General features: G+C 59.4%; 25 protein-coding genes and 3 tRNA genes. 14 read left to right on the forward strand and 14 right to left on the reverse strand.

The annotated features are described in order from the left end of the window. Positions 1 to 63 precede the first annotated feature (63 nt). From Q0O19_RS02520 to Q0O19_RS02530, 3 genes are all read left to right on the forward strand, one after another. Positions 64 to 139 (forward strand) — tRNA-Ala (locus tag Q0O19_RS02520). Between the two features lie 38 nt (positions 140 to 177). Further along, a tRNA-Glu gene (locus tag Q0O19_RS02525) sits at positions 178 to 253 on the forward strand. 57 nt (positions 254 to 310) lie between these two features. After that, positions 311 to 387 (forward strand) — tRNA-Asp (locus Q0O19_RS02530). 180 nt (positions 388 to 567) lie between these two features. Here the strand turns inward: Q0O19_RS02530 and metK are convergent. Beyond that, on the reverse strand, positions 568 to 1749 hold the full coding sequence (gene metK / locus Q0O19_RS02535; RefSeq protein WP_295519782.1) for a methionine adenosyltransferase: 1182 nt from the start codon (positions 1747 to 1749) through the stop codon (positions 568 to 570). A gap of 178 nt (positions 1750 to 1927) precedes the next feature. On the opposite strand from metK, the gene Q0O19_RS02540 reads away from it, so the two are divergent. Further along, positions 1928 to 2149, forward strand: a complete 222-nt coding sequence (locus tag Q0O19_RS02540; protein ID WP_295519784.1) for a SlyX family protein — start codon at positions 1928 to 1930, stop codon at positions 2147 to 2149. Then, the gene (locus Q0O19_RS02545; RefSeq protein WP_295519786.1) at positions 2149 to 3207 is read left to right on the forward strand and encodes an RNA methyltransferase; all 1059 of its coding nucleotides are present in this window, start codon (positions 2149 to 2151) and stop codon (positions 3205 to 3207) included. Before Q0O19_RS02540 ends, Q0O19_RS02545 begins: the two co-directional genes overlap by 1 nt. Here Q0O19_RS02545 and Q0O19_RS02550 read toward each other — a convergent pair. The 3 genes from Q0O19_RS02550 to Q0O19_RS02560 are packed head-to-tail and all read right to left on the reverse strand — an operon-like array spanning position 3188 to position 6133. Continuing rightward, positions 3188 to 4084 (reverse strand): DMT family transporter, encoded by an 897-nt coding sequence (locus Q0O19_RS02550; RefSeq protein ID WP_295519788.1) that lies wholly within the window; start codon positions 4082 to 4084, stop codon positions 3188 to 3190. The two genes, Q0O19_RS02545 and Q0O19_RS02550, sit on opposite strands and share 20 nt — an antisense overlap. A 13-nt stretch (positions 4085 to 4097) precedes the next feature. After that, a complete protein-coding gene (locus Q0O19_RS02555) occupies positions 4098 to 4595 on the reverse strand; it encodes a methylated-DNA--[protein]-cysteine S-methyltransferase (RefSeq protein WP_295519790.1) in 498 nt (165 codons plus the stop codon). Next, entirely contained in the window at positions 4592 to 6133 is a 1542-nt protein-coding gene (locus Q0O19_RS02560; protein ID WP_295519791.1) for an Ada metal-binding domain-containing protein, read from the reverse strand. The genes Q0O19_RS02555 and Q0O19_RS02560 overlap by 4 nt, the downstream gene beginning before the upstream one ends. A gap of 134 nt (positions 6134 to 6267) precedes the next feature. Here Q0O19_RS02560 and Q0O19_RS02565 point away from each other — a divergent pair, with 134 nt between their 5' ends. The 3 genes from Q0O19_RS02565 to Q0O19_RS02575 are packed head-to-tail and all read left to right on the forward strand — an operon-like array spanning position 6268 to position 10135. Beyond that, entirely contained in the window at positions 6268 to 7671 is a 1404-nt protein-coding gene (locus Q0O19_RS02565; protein ID WP_295519793.1) for a phosphomannomutase/phosphoglucomutase, read from the forward strand. Between the two features lie 20 nt (positions 7672 to 7691). Beyond that, the gene (locus Q0O19_RS02570) at positions 7692 to 8771 is read left to right on the forward strand and encodes a glycosyltransferase family 4 protein (protein ID WP_295519795.1); all 1080 of its coding nucleotides are present in this window, start codon (positions 7692 to 7694) and stop codon (positions 8769 to 8771) included. Then, positions 8771 to 10135 carry a 3-deoxy-D-manno-octulosonic acid transferase gene (locus Q0O19_RS02575; RefSeq protein ID WP_295519797.1) on the forward strand — a complete coding sequence of 455 codons (1365 nt, stop codon included), beginning with the start codon at positions 8771 to 8773 and terminating at the stop codon, positions 10133 to 10135. The genes Q0O19_RS02570 and Q0O19_RS02575 overlap by 1 nt, the downstream gene beginning before the upstream one ends. A 44-nt stretch (positions 10136 to 10179) precedes the next feature. Here Q0O19_RS02575 and galE read toward each other — a convergent pair whose 3' ends face one another. The 8 genes from galE to Q0O19_RS02615 form a co-directional block, all read right to left on the reverse strand. Further along, positions 10180 to 11160, reverse strand: coding sequence for a UDP-glucose 4-epimerase GalE (galE, locus tag Q0O19_RS02580; RefSeq protein ID WP_295519799.1), 981 nt, complete (start codon positions 11158 to 11160; stop codon positions 10180 to 10182). A gap of 22 nt (positions 11161 to 11182) precedes the next feature. Further along, on the reverse strand, positions 11183 to 12496 hold the full coding sequence (locus tag Q0O19_RS02585) for a TolC family outer membrane protein (protein WP_295519800.1): 1314 nt from the start codon (positions 12494 to 12496) through the stop codon (positions 11183 to 11185). Positions 12497 to 12531: 35 nt separating this feature from the next. Then, entirely contained in the window at positions 12532 to 12861 is a 330-nt protein-coding gene (locus Q0O19_RS02590; protein WP_295519802.1) for a rhodanese-like domain-containing protein, read from the reverse strand. A 20-nt stretch (positions 12862 to 12881) separates the two neighbouring features. Next, entirely contained in the window at positions 12882 to 13541 is a 660-nt protein-coding gene (locus Q0O19_RS02595; RefSeq protein ID WP_295519803.1) for a protein-L-isoaspartate O-methyltransferase, read from the reverse strand. A 39-nt stretch (positions 13542 to 13580) separates the two neighbouring features. After that, a complete protein-coding gene (locus Q0O19_RS02600) occupies positions 13581 to 16787 on the reverse strand; it encodes an efflux RND transporter permease subunit (protein ID WP_295519804.1) in 3207 nt (1068 codons plus the stop codon). 13 nt (positions 16788 to 16800) lie between these two features. Continuing rightward, positions 16801 to 17937, reverse strand: a complete 1137-nt coding sequence (locus Q0O19_RS02605) for an efflux RND transporter periplasmic adaptor subunit (protein WP_295519806.1) — start codon at positions 17935 to 17937, stop codon at positions 16801 to 16803. Between the two features lie 18 nt (positions 17938 to 17955). Then, entirely contained in the window at positions 17956 to 18618 is a 663-nt protein-coding gene (locus Q0O19_RS02610; protein WP_295519808.1) for a TetR/AcrR family transcriptional regulator, read from the reverse strand. 131 nt (positions 18619 to 18749) lie between these two features. Further along, complete coding sequence (locus Q0O19_RS02615) at positions 18750 to 19946, reverse strand: acyl-CoA dehydrogenase (RefSeq protein WP_295519810.1); 1197 nt, start codon at positions 19944 to 19946, stop codon at positions 18750 to 18752. 102 nt (positions 19947 to 20048) lie between these two features. On the opposite strand from Q0O19_RS02615, the gene Q0O19_RS02620 reads away from it, so the two are divergent. The 6 genes from Q0O19_RS02620 to Q0O19_RS02645 all read left to right on the forward strand — a co-directional run bounded on the left by Q0O19_RS02620 (position 20049) and on the right by Q0O19_RS02645 (position 25383). Continuing rightward, a complete protein-coding gene (locus Q0O19_RS02620) occupies positions 20049 to 20936 on the forward strand; it encodes a LysR family transcriptional regulator (RefSeq protein ID WP_295519811.1) in 888 nt (295 codons plus the stop codon). A 30-nt stretch (positions 20937 to 20966) separates the two neighbouring features. Continuing rightward, positions 20967 to 21500 carry a peptide-methionine (S)-S-oxide reductase MsrA gene (msrA, locus tag Q0O19_RS02625; RefSeq protein ID WP_295519813.1) on the forward strand — a complete coding sequence of 178 codons (534 nt, stop codon included), beginning with the start codon at positions 20967 to 20969 and terminating at the stop codon, positions 21498 to 21500. Positions 21501 to 21582: 82 nt separating this feature from the next. Then, positions 21583 to 21822 (forward strand): hypothetical protein, encoded by a 240-nt coding sequence (locus Q0O19_RS02630; RefSeq protein ID WP_295519815.1) that lies wholly within the window; start codon positions 21583 to 21585, stop codon positions 21820 to 21822. A gap of 25 nt (positions 21823 to 21847) precedes the next feature. Then, the gene (locus Q0O19_RS02635) at positions 21848 to 22258 is read left to right on the forward strand and encodes a DUF2946 family protein (protein WP_295519817.1); all 411 of its coding nucleotides are present in this window, start codon (positions 21848 to 21850) and stop codon (positions 22256 to 22258) included. A 78-nt stretch (positions 22259 to 22336) separates the two neighbouring features. After that, positions 22337 to 24346 carry a TonB-dependent receptor gene (locus Q0O19_RS02640; RefSeq protein WP_295519819.1) on the forward strand — a complete coding sequence of 670 codons (2010 nt, stop codon included), beginning with the start codon at positions 22337 to 22339 and terminating at the stop codon, positions 24344 to 24346. A gap of 80 nt (positions 24347 to 24426) precedes the next feature. Further along, positions 24427 to 25383 carry an AEC family transporter gene (locus Q0O19_RS02645; protein WP_295519821.1) on the forward strand — a complete coding sequence of 319 codons (957 nt, stop codon included), beginning with the start codon at positions 24427 to 24429 and terminating at the stop codon, positions 25381 to 25383. A 13-nt stretch (positions 25384 to 25396) separates the two neighbouring features. Here Q0O19_RS02645 and pdxH read toward each other — a convergent pair whose 3' ends face one another. After that, positions 25397 to 26029 carry a pyridoxamine 5'-phosphate oxidase gene (gene pdxH / locus Q0O19_RS02650; RefSeq protein ID WP_295519823.1) on the reverse strand — a complete coding sequence of 211 codons (633 nt, stop codon included), beginning with the start codon at positions 26027 to 26029 and terminating at the stop codon, positions 25397 to 25399. Between the two features lie 86 nt (positions 26030 to 26115). Continuing rightward, positions 26116 to 26556 (reverse strand): gamma-glutamylcyclotransferase (locus Q0O19_RS02655; protein ID WP_295519824.1); only part of this gene is annotated, 441 nt, incomplete at its 5' end.

The raw sequence follows: 26556 nt of genomic DNA on the forward strand, positions 1-26556 counted from the left end.
TAATTTGACTCTCGACACCAATTAGGTCTAACTCAAAGCAGCAATGCTCCACGTTGTTCCAAAGGGGGTATAGCTCAGCTGGGAGAGCGCTTGCATGGCATGCAAGAGGTCAGCGGTTCGATCCCGCTTACCTCCACCAAAGTGTCGAATAGATTCGCAAGAATCCGTCCAGGTTATGACCCTATCGTCTAGAGGCCTAGGACATCACCCTTTCACGGTGAGTACCGGGGTTCGAATCCCCGTAGGGTCGCCAAGTTTTGTGGCACTTGGTCAGTTTGCAACAGCAGTCTGACAAAAGTTACAGCTACCAGGAGTGGTAGTTCAGTTGGTTAGAATACCGGCCTGTCACGCCGGGGGTCGCGGGTTCGAGTCCCGTCCACTCCGCCAGAACGAATAAACCCTTGCATTCATGGATTGCAAGGGTTTTTTCTTGTCCAAATCACATGCGTCATCGGTTGCTTTTCAAGTGACTACAGCGACGATGGTCGCAATCACGCGTTACCTCCAACAAAAAGCCGCACCAGCTGATGCTGAGCGACTTTTGGTCAGGCTCTATGGGTGGACAGATTACAAACCTGCCGCCGCCTTCAGGGCTGCAGCCCGGTCCGTGCGCTCCCAGGTGAAGTCGGGCTCGTCGCGGCCAAAGTGGCCATAGGCAGCTGTCTTGCTGTAAATAGGGCGCAGCAGGTCCAGCATCTGGATGATGCCTTTGGGGCGCAGGTCAAAGTGCTCGGCCACCAGTGCAGACAGCTTGTCATCACTGATCACGCCCGTACCGGCGGTGTTGACGGTGATATTCATCGGGCGGGCCACGCCGATGGCGTAAGCCACTTGCACTTGGCATTGCGTGGCCAAACCCGCAGCCACAATGTTCTTGGCCACGTAGCGGGCTGCGTAAGCCGCAGAGCGGTCCACTTTGGAGGGGTCTTTGCCGGAGAACGCACCCCCGCCGTGCGGGCAGGCGCCGCCGTAGGTGTCCACAATGATCTTGCGGCCCGTCAAACCGCAATCGCCTTGGGGACCGCCAATGACGAAACGACCTGTCGGGTTGATCAGGTACTGGGTGTCTAGCAGCCACTCCTTGGGCAGCACGGGCTTGATGATCTCTTCGATGATGGCCTCGGTGAAGCTGGCTTTCATCTTGGTCGCGGTTTCCGACTGATCGGGGCTGTGCTGGGTAGAAAGCACCACGGTGTCGATGCTGTGCGGCTTGCCGTCCACGTAGCGCATCGTCACTTGGCTCTTGGCGTCAGGGCGCAAGAACGGCAAGCGACCGTCTTTGCGCAACTGGGCTTGGCGCTCGACCAAGCGGTGGGCGTAATAAATGGGGGCGGGCATCAGCTCTGGGGTTTCGCTGCAAGCGTAGCCAAACATCAGGCCTTGGTCACCCGCGCCGATATTGAGGTGGTCGTCAGAGGCGTGGTCCACGCCTTGGGCGATGTCGTTCGATTGCTTGTCATAGCAAACCATCACCGCGCAACCTTTGTAGTCGATGCCGTATTCGGTGTTGTCGTAACCGATGCGCTTGATGGTGTCGCGTGCCACCTGGATGTAGTCGACGTGCGCGTTGGTCGTGATTTCACCGGCCAAGACCACCAAGCCGGTGTTGGTCAGGGTCTCGGCGGCCACGCGGCTGCGGGAGTCTTGTTTAAAAATCGCGTCCAAGATGGCGTCGGAAATCTGGTCGGCCACTTTGTCGGGGTGGCCCTCAGAGACGGATTCGGAGGTGAAAAGGAAATTGCTGGACATGAAAAAGGCTCCTATCGTTTCAGTGGTTTTTTCGGCGTTGCCGACCCTGAAAAACCGGAGCCTGGCGAACGCTTTAGCAGGATTTATGAATCGCCCTGCAAGTAGTTCAGTTAACTCAGCGATGAGCAGATTATAAAAGATGTCATCAGCCCGTCCAAAATCAGGTCCAATAAGGGCCATGGACATTCCTTCCCCCATCGAAAACCGCTTGGTTGATCTGGAGATCAAGGCGGGCTTTACCGAAGACTTGCTCGATCAGCTCAATGCGCAGGTGTACCGCCAGCAGCAGCAAATTGACGCCCTGATGGGCGAATTGCGCCAGCTGCGCGATCGTTTGCCCGAATCAGGCGGCAGCGCAGAGGTGCGCAATCTCCGAGACGACATCCCGCCGCATTACTGATGCCCAAGCCCCACATTCACAGCATTGAGGACATCCGGGCGCACTTGCGCAGTTTGGGCGCCAATGAGCGGCACGAACAGCGTGTGCTGCGCTTGTGGGCCCAAGCCCAAGCGCAAAACAGTGGCCGCAGACCGCTGGAGAGTTTCATGCCGATAGATGTACGGCAAGCCTTGCCAGAGCTGAGTGAGAACTTGGCCGCTTTGGCCACTTTGCGCGAGCAACACCCGGGGCAAGACGGCTCAGCCCGTTTGTTGGTGGGGCTGCAGGATGGACAAACGGTCGAGAGCGTGCTCTTGCCACGGGGTGGCTTGTGCGTCTCCAGCCAAGTGGGTTGCGCAGTCGGTTGTGTGTTTTGCATGACAGGTCGCGAAGGCTTGGTGCGCCATGTCGGCAGTGCCGAAATCGTGGCGCAAGTGGCACTGGCCCGCACCCTCAGGCCCGTCAAAAAAGTCGTGTTCATGGGCATGGGAGAGCCCTCGCACAACCTGGATGCGGTGATGGAGGCCATCGACCTTTTGGGCACGGTGGGCAACATTGGACACAAGAATTTGGTGTTTTCCACCGTGGGCGATGCGCGGGTGTTTGAACGTTTGCCGCAAGGCCGGGTCAAACCCGCTTTGGCTTTGTCGCTGCACACCACACGGGCCGATTTGCGTGCCCAGCTGTTGCCCCGGGCCCCACGCTTTGACCCGCAAGACTTGGTCGAGGCCGGTGAGGCCTATGCCCGCGCTACGGGTTACCCGATCCAGTACCAGTGGACGCTGATCGAAGGCGTGAACGATGGCATGGATGAAATAGAGGGCATTGTGCGTTTGCTCAAAGGCAAGTACGCCCTCATGAACATGATCCCCTACAACGCCGTCCCCGATTTGCCCTTTGCCCGACCGAGTGGGAAACGTGCCGCCGAGATCGCCCGCACCTTGCACCAGCATGGCGTGCTGACCAAGCTGCGCCAATCGGCGGGGCAGGATGTGGACGGGGGCTGTGGCCAGTTGCGGGCCAGGGATGGGGTCAAAACGGTACGGGTTCACCGCGGCATCAACGCCCCGGTAATTTGACCAACCCGCTGGACAAGGAAGTGCCCAGCAAAATCACAGCGCCGCACATCAGCATCCAGGCCGTGACGGTTTCGCCCAGGAACAAGACGCCGTAAGCGATGGCAAACACCGGCACCAAAAAAGTCACCGTCAGGGCCCTTGCAGGTCCTGCGCGTTCGATCAGCCTGAAATATAGGATGTAGGCCACGCCCGTGCACACAACGCCCACCACGATCAAGGCCCACCAGGCCAGCGGACTGGGTCCGTGCTCAGGTGCGAACCACAGCGCAGGCAGCATCAAAGCCAAAGTGGCACCCACCTGACTGCCTGTGGCGATGACCAAAGGGGGCAGGCTGGGGATGTGTTTTTTGGTGAAGCTGGCCGCCAGGGCGTAGCAGGTGGTGGCGGCCAGGCAGGCCATGACCGCCCAGGCTGGAGCAATGCCCGAGTCATTGGGTTTGAAGCTCGCTTGCCCGCCTGCCAGCAGCACCACACCACCAAAACCCACACACAAGCCCACGGTGCGCGAGAGGCTGAGTTTGTCGCCCAGCCAAAGCCAGGCCACGACAGCGCCAAACAAGGGCACGGTCGCGTTCAAGATGGAAGAAAAGCCGGTGGTGATGTGAACCACCGCAAAGGCATACAAGGCAAAAGGCACGCCACTGTTGAGGACGCCCACAAACAGCACGGGCTTCCAGTGCTGCCGCAACGCAGCCCAGTGGCCTTTTGCCAGCATCAGTGGCAGCAGGAACACCGAAGCAATGGCCACCCGAAGGGCTGCGGTGGGCAGAGCGCCGAGCTCGACGGCGGCCACGCGCATGAATAAAAAAGACGAGCCCCAAATGGCGGCCAAGATCAAAAAATCGGTCAGCCAGCCTTTGGCATGAGAAGAGGGCATTTAAAAAGGGTTTTCAGGCAAGCGGGTGACCTTCGAGCAGCAGCAACGCACGTTTGCGTTCCAATCCTCCGGCGTACCCGGTGAGTTGACCGGTACTGCTTAATACCCGATGGCAAGGCACGATGATACTCACCGGATTGCGTCCCACCGCTGCGCCCACGGCCCGCACCGCTTTGGGGTTTTTCAAGCGCGAGGCCAATTGGCCATAGCTTTGGTGGGTGCCGGCCGCAATGGCCTGCAGCGCTTGCCAGACGGCTTGCTGAAAGGCTGTGCCGCGAGACAGGTCCAGCGGCAGGTCGAACACGGTTCTGCGCTGGGCAAAGTAATCCTGCAGTTGGACTGCAGTGGCTTGCAGCACAGGGTGCTCTGGCGCTGTCTGCCAGCCTTGCACCACCTGTGCTTGTGGCCCGTGGAGTTGCCCTTCAAACCAGACGCCGCACAGGCCCAGGTCGCTGCAAGCGAGGAGGAGTTCGCCCAAAGGGCTGGCGGTGCGGGTGGTGAAAGTGTTCATGGCTTCTCCGTCGCGGTGTGAGAGCGGCTGGCTAAGGCCCAGGCGGCCAACAGGGCATAGCTGCGAAAGGGCCGCCAGGCTTGACCCATGCGTTCCAGCGCTTGGGTGGGCCGGGCCTGTTGGCGCACACCCAGGGCGTTTTGCAGCGCCACGTCCTGCACTGGCCAAGCATCTTCCCAATGCAGGGTCCGCATGGCCAGGTAGTGGGCTGTCCAGGGGCCAATGCCGGGCAGGGCTTGAAGTGCGCTCAAGGTGGCGTCAATGTCACTGCCGGGTGTCAATTTCAGCTGGCCACTGTCCACAGCCCGTGCCAGGGCCTGGATGGCGCGTTGGCGCTGGCGCACGATGCCCAGGCTGCCCATGAGATCGGCGTTTTCGTCCCGCGCCAAAGTGGCGGCGTTTGGGAAATGTCGATGGAGCTCCGGCCAAGGCGTGAGGCAAGGTGTGCCCAAGGCATGCACCAGGCGTTCGCCCAGCGTGCGGGCGGCTTTGACCGTGATTTGTTGTCCCAGAACGGCGCGCACAGCCAGCTCAAAGTTGTCCATCCCGCCCGGTATGCGCAGGCCCTGCGCTTGGGGGAAGTCATGGCCCATCACAGCTGCAACGGCGGCTGGATGTGCATCCAAGTCCAGCCATTGGCGCACCTGCGCCACCAGCTCGGTCAGCACGGGCACAAGGCTGGCGCTGACTTGCAGTTGCACATGGGGTGAATCAGGCACCCAACCCACCACGATCCAGCCTCCGATCGGCGCTTGCGGTGATGTCCGCGGAGACCAGCGCACCGTTCTGTGCAGTTGGGCTTGCGTCCCTTCACCTTTCCACATTTCAACACCGGGCAGCGAGCGGTGTTGTAAAAAGTCCCAGAGGTGTTCGCGTTGCAAGGGCGGGCGGTAAGCCAGTCGAAGTGATACAGGCGCTTGAGGGTCGCGAGCCTTGGGGCGCAGCTGGCTTGGCGTCAATTGGTAATGCTGCGCAAAGCTGGCATTCATGCGCCGAGTGGAACCAAAACCACTGCGTTGCGCGATCTCGGATGTGCTCAAGGGGCTGTCGTGCAGCCACTGTTTGGCCTGCAGCAGCCGCCGGGTTTGCAAATATTGCAAAGGTGAAACTTGCCAATGCTTTTCAAAGACCCGCCGCAGGTGCCGATCGCTCACGCCCAATTGGGCAGCCAACTGGGTCATGGCAGGGGTTTTGTGGCCCTCAGACAAGGCCTTGTCGATCAGCCGGGCCGCCGCTTGCGCCAAGATGGCGCTGGCATCGGTGGTGGACCACCAGCGCTGGGCTGGGGCCAATTCTGGGCGGCACTTGAGGCAAGGCCGAAATCCTGCGGTCTCGGCCTGGCTGGGGTTTTCAAAGAAACGGCAATTTTTTTGCAGCGGCAAACGCACCCGGCACACAGGACGACAGTAAACGCCTGTGGAGCGCACCCCCATGAAGAACAGTCCGTCAAAACGGGCATCCTTACTCTGGAATGCGCGGTAGCAAAGGCCCGGGTCGACGGGTTGACCGTTCAAAAACAGTTCTGGGGCAGCGTGCATGAGAGGCATGTTAGCTTCAAAATGCTGACGAATGGGTCAATTTCGGACCTGTGGTTTCGGGCCTGTTACGCCATATCTGGCGTGCATTGACACCTACAATCCATGCTCAGTCTCTGAGTACAAACGGGTTCTACATGCAAGTCACCGCCTCCATCTTCAAAGCCTATGACATCCGCGGCGTGGTGCCGTCGAGCCTGAGTGAGGAGGTGGCCGAAGGCTTGGGCAAAGCATTTGGCACCCAGGCGATGGCCGAGGGCCAGACCCAGGTGGCCGTGGCCCGCGATGGTCGCCTGAGTGGGCCCAGCTTGTCGGCCGCCTTGATTCGTGGCTTGGTGGCCGCAGGCGTGCAGGTCATGGACATTGGCATGGCCACCACCCCCATGCTTTACTTTGCAGCCCACACCGCCTGTCAAAGTGGCATTCAGGTCACTGGCAGCCACAACCCCGCAGATTACAACGGCTTCAAAATGGTGCTGGCCGGTCGTGCCATTTATGGCGATGAGATCCAAGCCCTGCGCCAGATGATGGAAAGCGAAACCTGGCAACTTAGGGTCGGCGGGGGTGTTTCACACCGGGATGTGTTGTCCGATTACACCCAACGCATCGTGGGCGATATCCAATTGGCACGCCCCATGAAAATCGTGGTCGACTCAGGCAATGGCATTGCCGGAGTCTCTGCACCTAGCATCTTCCGCGCATTGGGTTGTGAGGTGATTGAACTGTTCAGTGAAGTCGACGGTGCGTTCCCTAACCACCACCCCGACCCCAGCAAACCCGAAAACCTGCAAGACCTGATGAACGCCCTCAAAACCACGGGCGCCGAGCTGGGCCTGGCCTTTGACGGTGACGGTGACCGTCTGGGCATCGTCACCCAAGACGGCAACAACATTTACCCCGACCGCCAAATGCAGTTGTTTGCGCAAGATGTGCTCAGCCGCGTGCCGGGTGGCACCATCTTGTTTGACGTGAAGTGCTCGCAGCGCCTCGCCCCTGCCATTGAGGCGGCGGGCGGCAAGGCCTTGATGTACAAAACGGGGCATTCACTGATCAAGGCCAAGATGAAAGCCATCGAGGCCGAAGGGGGCCAGGCACCCCTGGGCGGCGAGATGAGTGGTCACATTTTCTTCAAAGAGCGTTGGTACGGTTTTGACGATGGCACTTATGCGGGCTGCCGCTTGTTGGAGATCTTGAGCCAATCGCCCGATGCCAACGCGGTCCTCAACGCCTTGCCCAGCAGCTTCAGCACACCCGAGTTGAACGTGGCTTGCGCAGAAGGTGAGCCCCACCATGTGACGACAGCCTTACAAGCCAAAGCCGCCAGCGCGTTCAGTGCCCCCGCCCAGGTGTCCGACATCGATGGTCTGCGTGTGGATTGGCCCGATGGCTTTGGCCTGATCCGAGCCTCCAACACCACGCCCGTGCTGGTGCTGCGTTTTGAGGGCCAAACCGAAGCGGCCTTGCACCGCATTGAAGGCGAGATGTTGGCGCTGTTGCGTTCGGTCAAGCCCGATGCGCAGCTGGGCTCAGCAGCGCATTGAACCCCACACGACCCCTGGCCATGAATTCCGCCAACGCCGCTCTCAGCGATGACCCCGAGGTGATCGTGTTCAACCTCAAGCAACGCTACACCGGTGTGTCGGCCACCATCAACGCTTTGGTGCCCTTGCAAGCCCACCAGTGGAAGTTGGGGTTTTGTGGCACGCGCATGTCCAATGGTGTCGAGGGCATGACTTTGGGGCAAGCCATTCAGGTGTCCAAAAAGCCACCCAAGGGGCGAGCTTTTCGGATTTGGCATGTTCGGCGTGATCCGGAAATGATGGCCGCTGTTTTTGCGCGAGATGTTTTGCGTTTGCCGATCCAACTGGTGTTCACTTCCGCAGCGCAGCATTTGCATGGCCGCTTTCCTCGGTGGTTGATTTCCAAAATGGATGCGGTCATCGCCACCACGCCCTTGGCCGCCAGTTTTGTCCCCAACACCACCGCTGTGGTGCCGCATGGCATTGATTTGTCGCGCTTCAGTCCACCCCCTGACAAACTCAGTGCTTGGGCCGATTCGGGCTTGCCAGGCCAATATGGCATTGGCGTGTTTGGCCGTGTGCGGCCTGACAAAGGCAGCGATGTGTTTGTCCAAGCCATGATCGAGGCCTTGCCGAAATTGCCCGGCGCAACGGCGGTGATCGCGGGCTTGGCCCAAGTGCAACACCAGGCTTATCAGCAAGACCTGCAGCGGCAGATCGACGCCGCGGGCTTGCACGACCGCATTGTTTTTTTGGGTGAAGTGCCCGCAGGCGAAGTGCACCGTTGGTACCAGCGCTGCTTGCTGTGCGTGGCCTGCCCGCGCTACGAACCCTTTGGCTTGACGCCGTTTGAAGCTGCCGCAACAGGCTGTGCCTTGGTCTGCTCGCGCACGGGTGCGTTTGACCAATTGGCTTTGCCCGGGGTGACGGGTGAGATGGTGGACACAGGCGATGCACCAGGTCTGGCCCAAGCCGTTTTGACGGTCTTGAGCAACCCCCAGCGGGCAGTTCAAATGGGGGAGGCTGCGCGTGCCCGTGTCAGCGAACTTTTCTCCTTGGCACGGGAGGCTGAAGGCATTGCCCGTGTTTACAGCGGACTTTTTCAAAAGGCTGGGGATTGATGCAGGGCGGGCCTGCCGAGTTGAGTGGGTTGGAGCGGGTGGTTTTGGCCGCCTACAACTTGCTCATGCGGGCATTGCAACTCCTGTTGCGCATCAAACTGCGGCGCAGAGCGCGGCTAGAACCGGACTATGGTTTGAACGTGGCCCAGCGATTTGGGCGTTACACAGAGCGCTCGCCGCAAGCTGGTTTTGTTTGGCTGCACGCGGTGTCTTTGGGAGAAACCCGTGCTGCGGCGCTCTTGCTGCCCGCTTTGCGTGAAGCCATGCCCGGTATGCGGCTGTTGTTGACGCACAGCACGGCAACAGGTTGGGGCCAAGGTCGGGGCCTTTTGCAAGCCGGAGATGAACAGGCTTGGCTGCCTTGGGACACCGCGCAGGCCACACAGCAATTTTTAAGGCACTTCAAGCCCCGCATGGGCTTGCTCATGGAAACCGAGGTGTGGCCCAATTTAGTCCAAGCTTGTCGTCAAGCCCAAGTGCCTTTGTGCCTGATCAACGCCCGAATGAGTGAAAAGTCATGCGCCAAAGCGTTGCGCTGGCCCGGCTTGTCTGGCCCGGCCTACCGTGGTCTGAGCCGGGTATTGGCACAGTCACCAGCCGATGCGCAGCGTTTGGAAGCATTGGGCTGTCAGGCTGTTGAAGTGGCTGGCAACCTCAAATTTGATGTGACCGTTTCAAAGACTTCACAAGCCTTGGCCTCTGGCTGGCAAAGCGTGTTGTCATCTCGCCCTGTGGTGATGTTGGCCAGCACGCGCGAAGGGGAAGAGCTTTTGTGGCTGCAAGCCTTGCAGACCCATGCCGAGCGCTTGGAAAAATTCAAGGCCTTCGGTGTTTTGTGGTTGTTGGTGCCACGCCACCCTCAGCGGTTTGAAGAGGTGCATGCCTTGGTCGACCAAGCTGGGTGGCGTTGTGACAAACGCAGTGCATGGGGTGACCAGCTGCCCGATGCGACCCGCTTGGCGCAAGTGGACGTCTTGCTGGGCGACAGTTTGGGCGAGATGCAGGCCTATTTTGGGATCAGTCGGCTGGCACTTTTGGGGGGCAGTTTTGCACCTTTTGGCGGACAAAATTTGCTGGAGGCTGCGGCATGTGCCTGCCCTGTGGTCATGGGCCCGCACACATTCAATTTTTCTGAGGCCGCTCAATCGGCTGAGGCCTGCGGGGCTGCCTTGCGGGTGCCCGACATGCAGGCCGCTTTGGACCATGTGTCATGGGTGCTCAGCCATCCGCAATGGCTCACCCAAGCCCAAATGGGCGGTCAAAAACTGCTGGACCAAGGCCGTGGTGCTGCCGTCCAGCATGCCCAAGTGTTGAAAGCCCTGTGGGGCGAGGCACAGGGGGCTTCGCATCCGCCTCGGCTTTGAGGTTTGGACAGGATTCAAGCCAACACCTGCAGAGGAGACGCCGCTCACGACTGCTGCTTGCTGGACTGTTCCCAGGCCCAGGCGTGCGCCACGATCTCGTCCAATGCCACAAACTGGGGTCGCCAACCCAGTACTTTTTTGGCTTGAGAGGCATCGGCGACCAGTCGATCGGGGTCGCCATCTCGCCGGGGCGCATCCACCGATGCCACCGCTTGACCGGTCACACGGCGAGCGGCCTCAATGACTTCTTGAACCGAATAACCATTCCCATTGCCCAAGTTGTACTGTTGGCTACCTGCCCCTTCGATGAGGCTTTCCAAGGCCAGCCGATGTGCTTCGCACAAGTCGGTCACATGCACATAATCCCTCACGCAGGTGCCGTCCGGCGTGTCGTAATCCCGGCCAAAAACACGGATGTGGGGTTTTCTTCCGGAGGCCACTTGCAAGACCAAAGGGATCAAATGGGTTTCAGGATCATGCCGTTCACCCAATTGCACCTCAGGGTCTGCACCTGCTGCATTGAAGTACCGCAAGCACACGGACTTCAATCCGTAGGCGTGGTCAAAATCATCCAAGATGTGTTCGACCATCAGTTTGCTGCGCCCATAGGGATTGATCGGGTGCTGGGGGTGCTGCTCGTCAATGGGGGAGTAAAGCGGCTGCCCAAACGTGGCTGCCGTGGAAGAAAAAACAAACCGTTTGACATCGGCCAAGCGCATGGCCTGCAGCAAACTGAGGGTGTTGGCCACATTGTTTTCGTAATATTTCGCAGGTTCTTGAACCGATTCACCCACTTGGATGAACGATGCGAAATGCATCACCGCATCAAAACGACCGGGTTGAATCAGCTGGGCCAGCAAGGCCTTGTCCGCCAGATCGCCCTGCACAAAATCGCCGTAGAGCACAGCATCGCGGTGGCCATGGCTCAGGTCGTCCAGCGTGGTGACACGGCAGCCTGATTTGCCCAGTTGCTTGACCATGTGCGAGCCAATAAAACCCGCACCGCCGATCACCAAAATGTTCATGGTTGTGTGGGGGACAGCCTTTTTATTTCTGCAAGAGATCGTTGATTTTTTGCAGGTCTTCTAACTTCAAAACACCAGCTGCTTGGCTGAGCTTCAGTTGTCCCAACAACACGTCATAGCGGGCCTTGGCCAAGTCGCGTTTGGTTTGGAAAAGTTGGCTTTGGCTGTTGAGCACATCGATGTTGATGCGCACGCCAACTTGGTAGCCCAGCTTGTTGGCATCCAGGGCGCTTTGGCTGGATGCTTCCGCGGCTTCTAGCGCTTTGATTTGCCCCAAACCTGATTGCACGCCAAAGAAGGCTGTTCGCGTGGCTTGAGCGACATTGCGCTGGGCCGCATCCAGATCATTTCGTGCCTTGTCTTCGAGCGCCACGGTTTCTTGAATCCGGTTTTGTGTCGCCGATCCTGTGTACAAGGGCATGTTGAAGTTCAGGCCGATCGTTGCGGTGTTGTTGTCAACCCGTGAAGGGCTCCCATTTCGAAAGCGCGTGCCGCCAAACGATGCTGTCAAGTCCAGTGTGGGCAAGAGGCCGGCTTTGGCTTTTTCAATTTCGAGTTGGGCCACTTCCAGGGCAATCCGTGCTTGTTCAATGCCCGGGTTTTGCGTCGTGGATTGTTGAACCCAGGTTTCGGCATCGCCGATGGCGGATGCGTTCAAATTGGCGCCCACTTGGAGGGGCAGGGGTTGCGCATTGGTCGTGCCCACCGAAAGGTCAAGAGCGAGTTTTTTCACGCGCAAATCGTTTTCTGCGGCAATTTCTTGGGCGGTCACCAAGTCAAAGCGAGCCTGGGCTTCGCGTGTATCGGTGATGGTGGATGTACCCACTTCAAAGTTGCGCTTGGCTGCCGCCAATTGCTCAGCCACCGCGGTCTTTTGTGCCTTCACAAAGGTCAGGCTTTCTTGGGCGGTCAGTACATCAAAGTAGGCTTGGATGACTCGGATGATCAGCTCTTGCTCGGCTGTTTTGAGCTGGGCTTTGGCCAAGCCCAATTGCTTCATGCCCTGCTCAAAGCTGGCCTTGTTGGCAGGGCGGTACAAGGGCTGACTGGCGTTGAGTGTGAAGTTGCGCGTGCCATAGCTGGCATCTGCATTGCTGATGGTCACGTTATCGAAGTTCGATTCACTCACGTTGGCACCCAGGCCAGCGCTGGGCCGCAGCAAGGCCTTGACTTGTTCGGCCTTGGCCAAGTTGGCTTGGTACTGGGACTGTGCAGCTTTGTAGCTGGCGTCATAGCCCTTGGCCGCCTCATAAAGCAGGACCAGACTTTGGGCTTGAGCGGTACCTGCCAAAGCAGCCGTCAATGAAAGTGTCAAGGGCAAAAGACGCAGTGTCATGAAAAGTTCTTTCTGAAATCTGGGAGCTGTCGTCATCAGTAAACCGCAATCGTGGGGTCTATCTGCTCGGACCAAGCATGGATGCCACCGGCCACATTCACGACCTGATAGCCGTGTTGGAGCAAAAAGTTGGCCACTTGCATGCTGCGGCTGCCGTGATGGCACAAGCAAGCAATCGGCCTGGATTTGTCGAGTTCATCCAAGCGAGCGGGGATGCTTTGCATGGGCATGTGCACCAGATCCAGACCTTCAGGCTTGGCGCTGGCGGTCTGAATTTCCCATCCTTCGCGCACATCCAGCAAGACGGGGCGTTGGGTTTGTTGGCTGGCCCATTCGGCCACTTGAGAGGGGTAGAGCTGTTCCATGGTTCGACCAGAAGTGGAAATCAGAATTTGAAGCTGGACGGTTCGACAAAACCGGACAAGCGCGGTGCATTGCCGTCCCAAGGTTCGGTTGTGGTCCAAGCCGTCTCGCTGTTGCGGGTGATCACAGTGGCACGCATCATGGGCTCTTGGCCCACGATGGCCGCCAAGCGGCCGCCCACGGCCAGTTGTTGCAACAAAACAGCAGGCACCTCGGCCACCGAGCCATTGAGCACCACCACATCAAACGGCCCCTCGGCCGCAGCGCCTTGGCTGCCATCGGCATGACGGACCGTGACGTTGGACACACCCGCTTTGTTCAGGTTGACTTGGGCTTGTGCGGCCAGACCTGCATCGATTTCGAGGCTCAGCACGCTGGCGGCCTGGTGGGCCAGCAAAGCGGCCATGAAGCCCGATCCAGTGCCTACGTCCAGTGCTTTGTCGCCGGGCTGCACCGCCAGGTCTTGCAGCAGGCGGGCCTGAATGCGCGGGGCCAGCATGACTTGGTTGGGGGCGGCGCCCAGAGGGATCTCCATGTCCACAAAAGCCAATGCCCGGTTTGCCAATGGCACAAAGTCTTCACGGCGCACGGTCGACAACAAGGCCAGCACTTGAGGGTCCAGCACTTCCCAGGGGCGAATTTGCTGCTCAATCATGTTGAAGCGGGCTTGGTTCATGTCCATTTTTTCTCCTGTGGGGTCTTGTTCGGTGATTCATTGATTTTAAGGGGCCTGCGTGTCATGTCCCTGACGCGCTGGGGCCAAGCCGGCTTTTCGGCGCAGCCATTGGGCCAGATCGTCCATGTAGCAATACACCACAGGCACCACCACCAAAGTCAGCAGCGACGAGGTGATGACCCCGCCGATCACGGCCTGACCCATGGGCGCACGTTGTTCCGAGCCTTCGGTGAGGGCGAAAGCCAGGGGCACCATGCCAAAAATCATGGCCAAGGTGGTCATCAAAATGGGACGCAAGCGCACCTTGGCCGCCATCAAGAGTGCTTCGTTTCGTGGCATACCGGGAATCTGGCGGCCCTCAGCGTCGGTGTGGTCTGCACGGGCCCGAATGGCGAAGTCCACCAGCAAGATCGCGTTCTTGGTGACCAAGCCCATCAGCATGATCACGCCAATGACTGAAAACATCGACAAGGTCGAGCGGAAGGCCATCAGCGCCAGCACCACGCCAATCAGCGTCAAGGGCAGGGCGGTCATGAGGGCCAGCGGTTGCAGGAAGCTCTTGAACTGGCTGGCCAAAATCATGTAAATGAAGATCACCGCCATGGCCAAGGCCGTGACCGCGTAGCCAAACGATTCCGCCATGTTCTTGGTGGAGCCTCCAAACTGGTAGCGGTAGCCCGGTGGCAGGTTCACGCCTTCCATGATCTTGCGGATGTCAGCGGACACTTCGCCCGCCGCGCGGCCATAGGTGTTGGCATTGATGGCAACTTCGCGCGTCAGGTCGCGGCGGTTGATTTGGTTGGAGCCCGTGGATTCGGTGATGGTGGCCACTTGGCCCAAGCGGACCACCCGTGGGCTGCCGTCAGGCCCGTTGCCCACCACAAAGGGCAAACGCGCCAAGTCTTGTGTGGCGTTGCGGCTTTCGGGTGCCAAACGGACGATCACGTCATAGGTCTGGTCATCTGGGGCCCGCCAGTTGCCCACGGATTGACCGGCCACCAGGGTGCGCAGGGGTCCAGCGATCTGGCCAGTGCCCAGCCCCAGGTCGGCCGCAGAGTCGCGCAAAACTTCGACGCGCAGGGTGGGCTTGTTGGCTTTAACGCTCGAATCCAAATCCACCAAGCCGGGGATTTGGCGGACTTTCTCCATGACGCCCAAGGCCAAGCGTTCCAACTCGCGTTGGTCCGGACCTTGCAGTGAGAACTCCACTTGTTTGTTACCGCCCACCGCGTCGAGCAAGCCGACGTGGGTGACGGTGATGCCCGGGACTTGGCTCAATCGTTGGCGCAAAACGCCTGACATCTCGTCCACGTTGCGCTGGCGGTTCTTGCGGTCCACCAATCGGATGTAAATGCTGGTGTTGTTTTTGCCCAGCGCGTTGCCGGTGTTGAGGGTGGCCAAGGTATAACGCACTTCCGGAATCTCCCGGATGATGGCTTCCACTTGCCGGGCTTTGGCTTCGGTCGCTTCCAGTGAGCTGCCCACGGGGGTCTGAAAACTGACCGTGGTTTCAGAGAAGTCGGCTTTGGGTACAAATTCGGTGCCCACGAAACGCAGCATCACAAGGCTCAAAGCAAAAATAGCCACCGCCAGCAACACAGTTTTGCGTTTGTGCACCAGTGACCAGGCCAAAATTTTCTGGTAGCCCTCGGCCAGTTGGTCAGTGCCCCGGTCAAACCAGCCCGTCACCCGGCCAATGGTCTTGTCATAAACAGTCACGGGTGCGTGGTGTTTGCCGTGATTGGCAATGCTCGGGTCATGCCAGATGCTCGACAACATGGGGTCCAGGGTGAAGCTGACAAACATCGAGATCATCACGGCCGCGACGATGGTGATGCCAAACTCATGGAAAAACTTGCCGATGATGCCTTCCATGAAACCAATCGGTAAAAAAACCGCCACGATGGACAAGGTGGTGGCCAGAACCGCCAATCCGATTTCTTGTGTGCCTTCCATCGAAGCGCGGTAAGCGTTTTTGCCCATTTGCACATGGCGTACGATGTTTTCGCGCACCACGATGGCGTCGTCGATCAGCAAACCGACGCACAGCGACAGCGCCATCAGCGTGATCATGTTGATGGTGAAGCCGAACATTTGCATGAACATGAAGGTGCCGATCAGCGAGATCGGCAGCGTCAAGCCCGTGATGACCGTCGAGCGCCAGGAGTTCAGGAACAGGAAAACGATCAGCACCGTCAGAATGGCCCCTTCGATCAGGGTGCGACGCACGTTGTCCACGGCCACCCGAATCGGGCGTGAGCCATCGGTGATGGGTTCGAGCCGAATGCCTGCCGGTGTCAGACCCTTGATCTCGGCCAATGTCTTGACCAAGCCGTCGATCACGTCGATGGTGTTTTCATCCTGGGCTTTTTGCACCGTCAAAAGCAAAGTGCGTTGGCCCTTGTAAAGCGCCAGGGTCTCCAGTTCTTGGGCGCCGTCTTGCACCCGCGCCACTTGAGACAAGCGGATGGAGGTATTGCCCTTGCGGGCCACGATGATGCGCTCGAAGTCCTCGGGGCGCTTCATGCGCGATTCGATTTGAACCATGCGCTCCTGCTCCAGCGAACGGACCGCGCCCACGGGCAAATCTTGGTTTTCGTTGCGCACGGCGCTGACCACTTGCTCTGCGGTGACACCCAATGCCTCCATGGCGGCCGGCTGCAGGTACAGGTTGATCTCCCGCCGCGTGCCGCCCACCAGCGACACCGAGCCCACGCCGCGCACGTTTTCCAGGCGTTTTTTGAGAACTTGCTCGGACCAGTTGGTCAACTCCACGGCGCTCATGGCTTGTGCCTTGTCACCGTCTGGTGCCACCTGTGGCACGACCGCCAGTGACCAGATGGCCCGTGCCGATGGGTCAAAACGCAGCACTTTGGGCTCTTTGACCTCGGTGCGCAAGCTGGGGCGAATGGCAGCGACTTTTTCGCGCACATCCTCGGCGGCCTTGCGGCCATTGATGTTGAGCTGAAACTCGATCACCACCACCGACTGGTTTTCGTAACTGCGCGAGGTCAGTGCGCTGATGCCAGCGATCGAGTTGACGCCTTCTTCGATTTTTTTAGAGACTTCACTTTCGACGATCTCAGGGGATGCACCCGGGTACTCGGTGCTGATCACCACCACCGGAAAATCGATGTTGGGGAATTGGTCGACTTTGAGTTTTTGGTAAGAAAACAAACCCATCACCACCAAGGCCAGCATCACCATGGTGGCAAAAACGGGGTTTTGCAAACTGACGCGGGTGAACCACATGCTCAGGGTCCTTTCAGCGCACGCCGGCGGTGAACTTCACCTGGGTGCCTTCGCGAACCATTCCTGTGCTGGCCGTGAGCACCTGTGTACCCTCGGTCAAGCCTTGCACCTCGACCCAAGTTAAGGTGATGTTGTCCTTTGTTTGTTCGGTTCGGGTACCCGTTTGAACCGTGATGTGCTTGACTTGTTCACCATCAATCACCTGCACATAGGGTTGGGGTTTGTCGGTCCGCACGCTGGACAAAGGAATGGCGAGCGCCCGCAGGCTTCGGGTGCCCAAATGGCCTTGCGCAAAAAGCCCTTGTCTCAAACCAACTTCTCCGGCGATGCCCATGTAGACCAACACATTGCGGCTGCCCGCCTGAGTGCTGGGGCTGATGCGCAACACCTTGGCCGTGACGTCTTCTTCGATGCCTTCGATGTTCATTTTTGCACGCATGCCTGGGCGCACCAAGCTGGCGTCAGCGGCGGGCAAGGCGACTTCGAGTTCGAGCTGACTCAGGTTGACGACCTCCACAATCCGGCCGTCCAGGGCCATCCGCTCGCCCGGCTGCGCCAAGCGTTGGGCCACTTGACCGCTGATGGGGCTGCGAACGGTGGTGTCGTCCATGGTTTTGCGGGTTACATCGAGCGCTGCCAAGGCAGCCATGTGGGTGGCCTTGGCGCCGTTCAAGCTCGCCGCGGTGTTTTGCAAAGCGGTTTGAGAGATGAAACCCTGGTCCACCAAGGCCTTGTTGTTGTCGTACTGTTTTTGCGCAATTTCCACCTGTGCCCAGGCCGCGTCGGCCTGTTGTTTGGCTTGGCGCTCTCGCGCTTGGTATTCGGTGGGATCAATCCGTGCGATCACTTGGCCCGCCTTGACAGGGTCGCCTTCGCGTACCGTCATGTCCATCAGCTCACCCGCCGCGCGGGCCTTGACCATGGCGCTTTGTGTCGCTTTGAGCGTGCCGGAAACGGGCAAGTCCAGCACCATGTCCATGGCTTGGACCTTGATGACATCGCTGGGGCTCAATTCGATCGTGCTGCCTGCGGGTGCCTTGGTTTTGATGGCCGTGTCGGTCGTTGGGCGTGGGTTCATCCAACGCACACCGCCAGCCAACAAGGCCACAGCGGCGATGGCGCAAAGGATCCAAAGGGTTGATTTTTTCATGGCGGTTTGTGACAGAAATCAGACGCTTGTGTGGGGCCCGCTGAGGGCCAAGCCACGCACCAACAACTGGGCGTGTTGAGAAATAAAAGCTTCCGGGTCAATCTGTTCATGACTCGGGCTGCAAGGTCCCATGGAGTGTTTCCACATGACCAAAAAGATCAAAGGCGACATGACGGAATGCAGGGCCAGTTCCACGTTCACCGGGCGGAATTCCGCTTGGTCGATCCCTTTTTGCAAAGCATTGCGCACCAACGCGTGACCCGGCTCGATCACTTCGACCCGGTAAAACTGGGCCAGTTCCGGAAAGTTGCTGGCCTCGCTCATCACCAGTTTGGAGATGCCCGAAGCCTTGGTGGCGCCGTAGCGGTGCCACCACTGCAGCATCATCCACTCCAGCAATTCGCTGCAACTGCCCTGAAAACTGGCCACTTCGGCCGCCCCTTGAGTCACTGGCTCCACGAGGCTGGCCCGCACCACGGCCTTGAACAGGTCTTCTTTGCTGGGAAAGTACAAAAACAGCGTGCCCTTGGACACGCCGGCCCTGGCTGCCACCTCTTCGACGCGGGTCGCGGCGTAGCCTTTTTCCACGAACAAATCCAAGGCTGCTTCGAGCAATTCGCCCGGGCGGTCTTGTTTTCGGCGTTCGCGTTTGTGAGGTGGGAGGGCGTCGACGGAATTCACAAGGTATTTAATGACTGACTGGTTAGTACTGTACGCTTTAGGCCACGCGCTCGTCAAGGCGCTGGCGTACAAAAGGCGTTGCCCCAACGAAAAAGGGGCCAAGGCCCCCTTGCTTGTGTCCTGCCCACAGCTCAATAAAAGGCTTGCAAGCCGGTTTGGGCGCGACCCAAAATCAAGGCGTGTACGTCGTGCGTGCCTTCGTAGGTGTTCACGGTTTCCAGGTTGATCATGTGTCGGATCACATGGTATTCATCGTGGATGCCATTGCCGCCATGCATGTCGCGAGACATGCGGGCGATGTCCAGTGCCTTGCCGCAGCTGTTGCGCTTGATCATGCTGATCATTTCGGGCACGGCCTTGCCCTCGTCCATCAGGCGGCCCACACGCAAGCAGGCTTGAAGGCCCAAGGTGATTTCGGTTTGCATGTCGGCCAGTTTCTTTTGGATCAACTGGTTTTGTGCCAAAGGACGACCAAATTGAGTCCGGTCCAAGGTGTACTGACGGGCGCGGTGCCAGCAATCTTCCGCGGCGCCCAATGCGCCCCAAGCGATGCCGTAGCGGGCCTTGTTCAGGCAACCAAAGGGGCCTTTGAGGCCGTTGACGTTGGGCATCAGGTTCTCGGACGGTACGAACACGTCGTCCATCACGATCTCGCCTGTGATGCTGGCCCGCAGACTCATCTTGCCTTCGATCTTGGGGGCAGTCAGGCCTTTCATGCCTTTTTCAAGGATGAAGCCATGGATGGCTTCCTGGCCGCCGACGGAGCCATCTTCGTTTTCGAGCTTGGCCCAGACCACGAACACATCGGCGATCGGCGCATTGGTGATCCACATCTTGGCGCCCTTCAAGATGAAACCGCCGTCTACCGGCTTGGCACGCGTGATCATGCTGGCCGGGTCCGAGCCGTGGTTGGGCTCGGTCAGGCCAAAGCAGCCCACCCACTCGCCAGTGGCCAGTTTGGGCAGGTATTTTTGGCGTTGGGCTTCAGAGCCGTATTCGTTGATGGGGTGCATCACCAGCGAGCTTTGCACGCTGATGGCGCTGCGGTAGCCGCTGTCTACACGCTCGACTTCGCGGGCGATCAGGCCATAGGCCACATAACTCAGACCCGCGCAGCCGTGGCCCTCGATGGTGGAGCCCAAAAAGCCCATGGCACCGGCTTCGTTCATGATCTCGCGATCAAATTTTTCGTGGCGGGCTGCTTGCAGCACGCGGGTTTGCAGGCGTTCCTGGCAAAAAGTGTGGGCCGCTTCCACGATGGCGCGCTCGTCATCGGAGAGCTGCTCGCTCAGCAAAAAGGGGTCGTTCCATTGGAAAGTGGGTTTCATCGGTTATCTCCTGGGTCTATTCAGATCAAGTTGCCATTGTTGGCATTTCATGAATAGTTGTCTAATATTGATTACCTATTCGTCAATACATATTTTATATTCATGGAATTTCGTCATCTGCGTTATTTTTTGATGCTCGCTGAAGAGTTGCATTTTGGCCGAGCCGCTCAGCGCCTGGCGATTTCGCAGCCCCCTTTGAGCCTGAACATCCAGCAGCTCGAAGCCTCGGTGGGGGCGACATTGTTCAACCGCAACAGCCGCGGGGTGCAGCTCACCGCAGCGGGCATGGCTTTTGTCCCGGCCGCGCGGGCTTTGCTCGCGCAAGCCAGTGCTGCCGCGCGTGAGGCGCGGGATGTGGCCGAAGGCCAATCCGGGCAATTGCAAATCGGCTTTGCCGGGACCATGTTGTACTGCGGCTTGCCTCAAATCCTGCGCCAGTTCCAGGTCAGCCACCCGCGTTTGCGATTGGTCCTGCGTGAGTTGAGCTCATCGGAACAATTGTCTGAGCTGCTGCGCGATCGGCTCGATGTGGGCTTTGTGCACACGCCCCGAGTCCCACCGGGCTTTGAGCAGATTTTGGTGGCCAGTCAACCCTTGGTGGCGTGCTTGCCAGCCAGTCATCCTTTGGCAGGGGCCGTCAGCCTGAGTTTGGAGGAGCTGATCGGGCAAGACCTGGTGGTGGTGTCTCGCACCGTGTCGCCCGATTACCACGAGCGCATCTTGATGCTGTGCGAACAGGTGGGCTGGATGCCCCAGGTGGTGCACGAGTTGCGCCACTGGTTGAGCGTGGTGTCTTTGGTCTCGCAGGGCCTGGGCGCGGCGCTGGTGCCGCAGGCCTTACAACAGTCGGCTTTGGCCGGTGCAGTGTTTGTGCCGCTGAAAGCGGTGGATGTGCGTTACGACACCCGCTGCCTGTGGCGCAGCGACCGAGACCAGACTGCGCTGGGGGATTTTGTGCAGGCGGTGCAAGCTGGGGTGGTGGGCGGCTGATAATGCACCGCATATTGGAGAGGAAGCGACATGACAGAAACCTTGGTTTTGGGCGGCGGCTGCTTTTGGTGCACCGAGGCGGTGTATGTGAAGGTGCGAGGTGTGACCGATGTCGAGTCGGGTTACTGCAATGGTCAAACCCTTTCACCCACTTACGAAGACGTTTGCACGGGGCGGACCGGGCACAACGAGGTGGTCAAGCTGGCCTACGACCCCGAGCAGGTGAGCCTGCGCGAGCTGCTGGAAGTTTTCTTTGTGATCCATGATCCCACCACGCTCAACCGCCAGGGCAACGACACGGGAACCCAATACCGCAGTGGCATTTACTTCACCCGCCCCGAGCAAGCAGAGGAGGCGCGCGCCTTGATCGCCGAGTTGACAGCGGCCCAAGCCTTTGGCCGACCCATCGTGACCGAGGTGTTGGCACTCTCCAATTACAGCGCGGCCGAGGACTACCACCAGGACTTTTTTGAGCGCAATCCCTATCAAGGTTATTGCATGGCTGTGGCTGCGCCCAAGGTGGACAAGTTCAGGAAAACCTTTGTGCGTCTGGTGCGCGAGTGAGAATGTCTGCCGCCGGTGTCGTAAGATGCCCCGTGTGAACCCATCCGCACCTACCGAATCACCCATCGCCCAAAGAAAACCCATGAAAAAAATTGCTTTTTTCCTTGCCGCCATGAGCTTGTCTTGGGGGGCATTTGCTCAACACAGCAACAAAGACGTTCAGGAAGACATTGCCCGACACCGTGCCATGGCCGAAGCCCACGAGGCGGCGGCCAAATGCCTGGAGTCCGGTCAAAAGCCGGCCCAGTGCACCAAAGAGCTTCAAACCGCCTGCAAGGGCTTGGCGCTGGGCAAGTACTGCGGCATGAAGCACGCGCATTGATCCACTGCTGTTCACATAACCTCTCATGAGTTTGCCGCGCTCTCGCCTGCCCAGCTGGCTGAGTATCCTGCTGGTGGGGGCCTTGCTGTGGGCCCCGCTTTGGGGGTATCTGCACGGCATTGAACATGGCTTTGAACTCGGGAATCGGCAGGCGCTCACGGCCCCTGCTGGGCAGCATGAGGCTCATGTGCATGCTGCGCACACGCAGGATCAACATCAACACCAAGGGCACTCAGACAGCTTGGGCCATGAGGCCGACTCCGATCTGTGCCGTGTGCTGGATCACCTGTCCCAAGCCGAACGGCTCATTGCAACGAGCGCACCGGGCTTGGCCCCGATGGTGGCCATGGCGGCCCCCATATTTCGCGATTATTCTTTTATTGACCAGCCCCTCTGGTCTCCCGCGCAGGCCCGTGCCCCGCCTGCGCTGATTTGAATCCCTGATCCCGTCTAGTTGTTTTTCCGCCTTGGGCGGAAGGCGCTGGCTTGTTCCTGTTTTTCAAATCACATCCTCATGACACATTCTTTTCAGCTTTCGGCCTTGGCTTATGCCTGCTTGGCCACTTTGTCTTTTTCAAATGCTTGGGCGCAAAGCGACGCACCGGGTGTACCCAATGAAATCGTCATCACCGGCAACCCCTTGGGACGCGACACCACCACCGTGCCTGTAAGCACCTTGGGCCGCGCCGACCTGCTCGAACGCGGGCAAAACACTTTGGGCGAAACCCTGAACGGCTTGCCCGGCGTGTCGAGCACTTACTTTGGCCCCAACGCCAGTCGCCCTGTCATTCGTGGGCTCGATGGCGACCGCATCCGGGTGTTGAACAACAGTGCCTCCAGCCTGGACGCCTCTGCGCTCAGCTACGACCACGCGGTGCCGCTGGATGTCTTGTCCACCGACCGCATCGAGGTCTTGCGCGGCCCGGCCGCCTTGCTCTATGGCGGCAGCGCCGTGGGCGGCGTGGTCAATGTGATCGACAACCGCATCCCACGCGCGCCGGTCTCAGGCGTTCTGGGCAAAGCCCAGTTGCAAGCGGGCACAGGCAACGACGAGCGCAGTGTGGCCGGTTTGGTGGAGGCTGGCAACGAACGGTATGCCTTGCACCTGGACGGTTTTAACCGCCGCACTGGCGATGTCCGGGTGCCGGTGTCGCTCGAATGCACGAAACCCGGCTCGCCTGCCAACGCCCGGCGCATCTGCAACTCGGCCAGCACCGCCCGGGGTGGTGCTTTGGGTGCCAGCACCTTCTGGGACCATGGCTATTTGGGTGCATCGGTCAACACCTACCAAAGCGATTACGGCACCGTGGCCGAAGACGAAGTGACGATTGGCATGAAGACCAACCGCTATGCGCTGGAGGGCCAAGTGCGCCAACTGCCGGGCTGGTTTAACAGCGTCAAAGCCCGCCTGAGCCACACCGATTACCAGCACACCGAGTTTGAGGGCGCGCAAGCGGGCACCGTGTTTGCCAACAAGGGCCAGGACTTGCGCATCGAGGCGCGGCACCGTCCAGTGGCGGGGTGGCAAGGCGTGGTGGGTGTGCAGACTGAATCGAGCCGCTTTTCTGCGGTGGGCGATGAAGCCTTTGCTCCCTTCAGCCGCACGCGCAGTCAGGCTGTTTTTGTGCACGAAGAGTTGCCCACCCCCTGGGGCCAAGTCACGGCAGGTGCGCGTTGGGAGTCGGTGCGCGTTGAATCCTTGGGCAACACCGACTTGCCCCGTTTTGATGAGGCCATCGGCGCCAAGAAATTCACACCCTTCAGCGTGGCCGCCGGGGCGGTCTTCAAGCTGTCGTCTACCTGGTCTGTGACCGGCAATGCAGCCGTCACACAGCGTGCGCCCAAAGACTATGAGTTGTTTGCCAATGGCCCGCACCTGGCCACCAACGCTTGGGAAATCGGCCAGAAAGACCTGGGTTTGGAAAAGTCCAAGAGCCTTGATGCGGGCGTGCAGTGGAAGTCTGGCCACGACAGCTTGAATGTGACGGCCTTTGCCAGCCAATTTGCCAACTACATTGGCCTGATGAACACGCAGGACGTTGAGGACGATTTGCCCGTGCAGCGCTACCAAGGCGTCAAGGCACAATTCAAGGGTCTCGAAGCCAGTGGCCGACAGCGCTTGTGGCAAGGCACATCAACCCTTGATTTGGACTGGCGTGCCGACATGGTGCGTGCCACCCAAAGCAGCACGGGTGAGCATTTGCCACGCATTGCGCCCATGCGTGTGGGCGCCACGCTGGTGTATGGCCAAGGCCCCTGGCGCGCTAAGGTGGGCGCCGACTGGCATGCCGAGCAAAAGCGTGTGCCCGAAGGCAGTGTGGCCACGGGGTCTTATACCTTGGTCAACGCCAGCGTGTCTTACCGTCAGAAGCTGGACACCACGGTCTTGAACTGGTTTGCCCGCCTGGAAAACCTGACCGACCAATTGGCTTACAGCCCCAGCTCCATCCTCACGAGCACCGCTTTTGGCAAGTCGCCCTTGCCGGGACGCAGCTTCAAGTTGGGTGTTCAGGCCACCTTCTGATGGCCAGCGTAGTGTCATTGAAGGCGATGCTACGTGGTTTCCGCCATCTGTGACGGCGGGTCCAACGGGATAATCAGAGCATGAACCTTGATCATCCCGTTCTTTCTTCGCTTTTGCCGGTGGCGCTGTTGATCCTGATTGGTTTTGTGGCCGGCAAGGCCCAACTGGTGCGGGGGGAGTCGGTGCGCGATTTGTCCAATCTGGTGTTTCTGGTTTTGACCCAGGCCCTGCTGTTTCGGACCATGAGCAGCGTGCACATCGAGCAACTCGATTTCAAACCTGTGTTGCAATATTTTTTGGTGGGCGGGGCCTTGTTTGTGGCCATGCTCTGGATCTATGGGGGCAACAGCCGGGCCTCGGTGCTGGCACTGGCCAGTATTTTCAGCAACACCTTGATGATTGGCGTGCCCCTCATCGGTTTGGCTTATGGGCAGGAGGGTCAGGTGTTGCTGTTCACCTTGATCTCGTTGCATGCCTTGGTTTTGCTGAGTTTGGCAACCTTGGTGCTGGAGTTGCAAGTGGCCCAGGAAGAGGCGGCCTTGTCTGGGGAGCGACGTGCCATTTGGCGCACCGTGGCCTCGGCGGTGCGCAACGCCATCATTCACCCAGTGCCACTGCCCATTTTGATGGGCTTGGCCTATGCCCAAACGGGCTGGGGTCTGCACCCGGTGGTGGAGCGGCCTTTGGCCTTGCTGGGCAGCGCTTTTGGCCCCGTGGCGCTGGTTTTGGTCGGCATCACACTGGCATTGACCTCCATCGGCCAGCAAATGTCATTGGCCATTCGACTGTCTTTGGTCAAAACCGTGGTTCATCCCATGTTGATGTGCGCGGTCGGTTATGGCTTGGGCTTGCGTGGATTGAACTTGACGGTCATGACCGTGGTGGCGGCTTTGCCCATCGGTGCCAATGTGTTTTTGTTTTCGCAGCGTTACCGCAAAGAGGAAGATTCGGTGACGGCGGGCGTGGCCGTATCCACCGCCATGGCCATGGTGACCGTGACGGTGGTCATGGCGGTGCTGCCCTTGCTGCCCGCTTGAGCGGACCGCAGGTTCAGGGGGCAAGACGCTCACGCATCCATTGCCCGTCTTGCAGTGAATAGCGCAAGCGGTCGTGCAGGCGGCTTTTGCGGCCTTGCCAAAATTGCCATTGGTCGGGTACCAGGCGGTAGCCACCCCAGTGCGGGGGGCGCGGGGGCTGGAGCATGAACTGCGCCGCGTATTTGGCGGCATTCGTCACCAACACGGTGCGGCCATCGATCACCTGACTTTGGGGGGATGCCCAAGCGCCAATGCGCGAGTCAAGTGGGCGGCTATGGAAGTAGGCATCGCTTTCTGCGTCCGAAACTTTTTCGACCCGGCCTTCGATGCGCACCACGCGTTCGAGCTCGACCCAGTGGAACTGCAACGCAGCAAAGGGGTTGCCTGCAAGTTCCTGGCCCTTTTGGCTCTCGTAATTCGTGTACCAGACAATGCCGCGCGGGTCGCAGCCTTTGATGAGCACCACCCGCGTGCTGGGACGCAGGTTGCTGGCCACGGTCGCCAGTGTCATGGCGTTGGGCTCGGGCACATCGGCGGCGATGGCCTCTTGCAGCCATTGCTCAAACTGCTGGAGCGGGTCAGCGTGGGAGGCGTTTTCGTTGAGCTCGGCTTTTTCGTAGCTCTTGCGCAGGTCGGCGATGTTCATGGCGCAAGTATATGCAGGCCCTGTGTGCTTTCGCCCGCACGGGCCCGTTGGACTTGTGGTGGGCGGGGCTTCATGCTCCAAGGAGGTCAAGCCGAAGGGCCATCGGCATGGCGCAGCAAAGCGGCCAAGGCGCGGTCTTCGATACCGTGGTTTTGTAAGCTGCGGTAGGTCTGCAAGGCGTAGTCCAGCGTGGTGCCAAAGCGGCCGCTGGCTTGCTGAAAAATTTGCCGATATGTCTCGGCGGGCAAATGCCCTGTGTAGCTGGGGCTGTTGCGGGGCAGAGTGAAGGCCAGGGCTCGAACTGTGCCTTGCGGGGTGGCACAGGGCAGCCAACTGGGTACGTAGATGTCCATGGGCATTTCGCGCGCCCAAAGACGGACCAGGACCTCGTCGGCTTGTTCTTTGGGGACACGGTAAGCCACGCCGTGGCAACTGCCGCCGGGCAACAAGGCAAACACCAGACCTGGGCACTCGGGGCTGCCCCGGTTCAGGCGGCTCCACATTTTCAGGGCGCGGTGCCAGCCCCA

It is taken from the genome of Limnohabitans sp. Rim8 (assembly GCF_945869175.1).
Classification (GTDB): domain Bacteria; phylum Pseudomonadota; class Gammaproteobacteria; order Burkholderiales; family Burkholderiaceae_C; genus Limnohabitans_A.

Excerpts from the sequence above, each read along its gene's own strand:
- metK (WP_295519782.1), bottom strand. The coding sequence starts at position 1,749 with ATGTCCAGCAATTTCCTTTTCACCTCCGAATCCGTCTCTGAGGGCCAC.
- Q0O19_RS02540 (WP_295519784.1), top strand. The coding sequence starts at position 1,928 with ATGGACATTCCTTCCCCCATCGAAAACCGCTTGGTTGATCTGGAGATC.
- Q0O19_RS02545 (WP_295519786.1), top strand. The coding sequence starts at position 2,149 with ATGCCCAAGCCCCACATTCACAGCATTGAGGACATCCGGGCGCACTTG.
- Q0O19_RS02550 (WP_295519788.1), bottom strand. The coding sequence starts at position 4,084 with ATGCCCTCTTCTCATGCCAAAGGCTGGCTGACCGATTTTTTGATCTTG.
- Q0O19_RS02555 (WP_295519790.1), bottom strand. The coding sequence starts at position 4,595 with ATGAACACTTTCACCACCCGCACCGCCAGCCCTTTGGGCGAACTCCTC.
- Q0O19_RS02560 (WP_295519791.1), bottom strand. The coding sequence starts at position 6,133 with ATGCACGCTGCCCCAGAACTGTTTTTGAACGGTCAACCCGTCGACCCG.
- Q0O19_RS02565 (WP_295519793.1), top strand. The coding sequence starts at position 6,268 with ATGCAAGTCACCGCCTCCATCTTCAAAGCCTATGACATCCGCGGCGTG.
- Q0O19_RS02570 (WP_295519795.1), top strand. The coding sequence starts at position 7,692 with ATGAATTCCGCCAACGCCGCTCTCAGCGATGACCCCGAGGTGATCGTG.
- Q0O19_RS02575 (WP_295519797.1), top strand. The coding sequence starts at position 8,771 with ATGCAGGGCGGGCCTGCCGAGTTGAGTGGGTTGGAGCGGGTGGTTTTG.
- galE (WP_295519799.1), bottom strand. The coding sequence starts at position 11,160 with ATGAACATTTTGGTGATCGGCGGTGCGGGTTTTATTGGCTCGCACATG.
- Q0O19_RS02585 (WP_295519800.1), bottom strand. The coding sequence starts at position 12,496 with ATGACACTGCGTCTTTTGCCCTTGACACTTTCATTGACGGCTGCTTTG.
- Q0O19_RS02590 (WP_295519802.1), bottom strand. The coding sequence starts at position 12,861 with ATGGAACAGCTCTACCCCTCTCAAGTGGCCGAATGGGCCAGCCAACAA.
- Q0O19_RS02595 (WP_295519803.1), bottom strand. The coding sequence starts at position 13,541 with ATGGACATGAACCAAGCCCGCTTCAACATGATTGAGCAGCAAATTCGC.
- Q0O19_RS02600 (WP_295519804.1), bottom strand. The coding sequence starts at position 16,787 with ATGTGGTTCACCCGCGTCAGTTTGCAAAACCCCGTTTTTGCCACCATG.
- Q0O19_RS02605 (WP_295519806.1), bottom strand. The coding sequence starts at position 17,937 with ATGAAAAAATCAACCCTTTGGATCCTTTGCGCCATCGCCGCTGTGGCC.
- Q0O19_RS02615 (WP_295519810.1), bottom strand. The coding sequence starts at position 19,946 with ATGAAACCCACTTTCCAATGGAACGACCCCTTTTTGCTGAGCGAGCAG.
- Q0O19_RS02620 (WP_295519811.1), top strand. The coding sequence starts at position 20,049 with ATGGAATTTCGTCATCTGCGTTATTTTTTGATGCTCGCTGAAGAGTTG.
- msrA (WP_295519813.1), top strand. The coding sequence starts at position 20,967 with ATGACAGAAACCTTGGTTTTGGGCGGCGGCTGCTTTTGGTGCACCGAG.
- Q0O19_RS02630 (WP_295519815.1), top strand. The coding sequence starts at position 21,583 with ATGAAAAAAATTGCTTTTTTCCTTGCCGCCATGAGCTTGTCTTGGGGG.
- Q0O19_RS02635 (WP_295519817.1), top strand. The coding sequence starts at position 21,848 with ATGAGTTTGCCGCGCTCTCGCCTGCCCAGCTGGCTGAGTATCCTGCTG.
- Q0O19_RS02640 (WP_295519819.1), top strand. The coding sequence starts at position 22,337 with ATGACACATTCTTTTCAGCTTTCGGCCTTGGCTTATGCCTGCTTGGCC.
- Q0O19_RS02645 (WP_295519821.1), top strand. The coding sequence starts at position 24,427 with ATGAACCTTGATCATCCCGTTCTTTCTTCGCTTTTGCCGGTGGCGCTG.
- pdxH (WP_295519823.1), bottom strand. The coding sequence starts at position 26,029 with ATGAACATCGCCGACCTGCGCAAGAGCTACGAAAAAGCCGAGCTCAAC.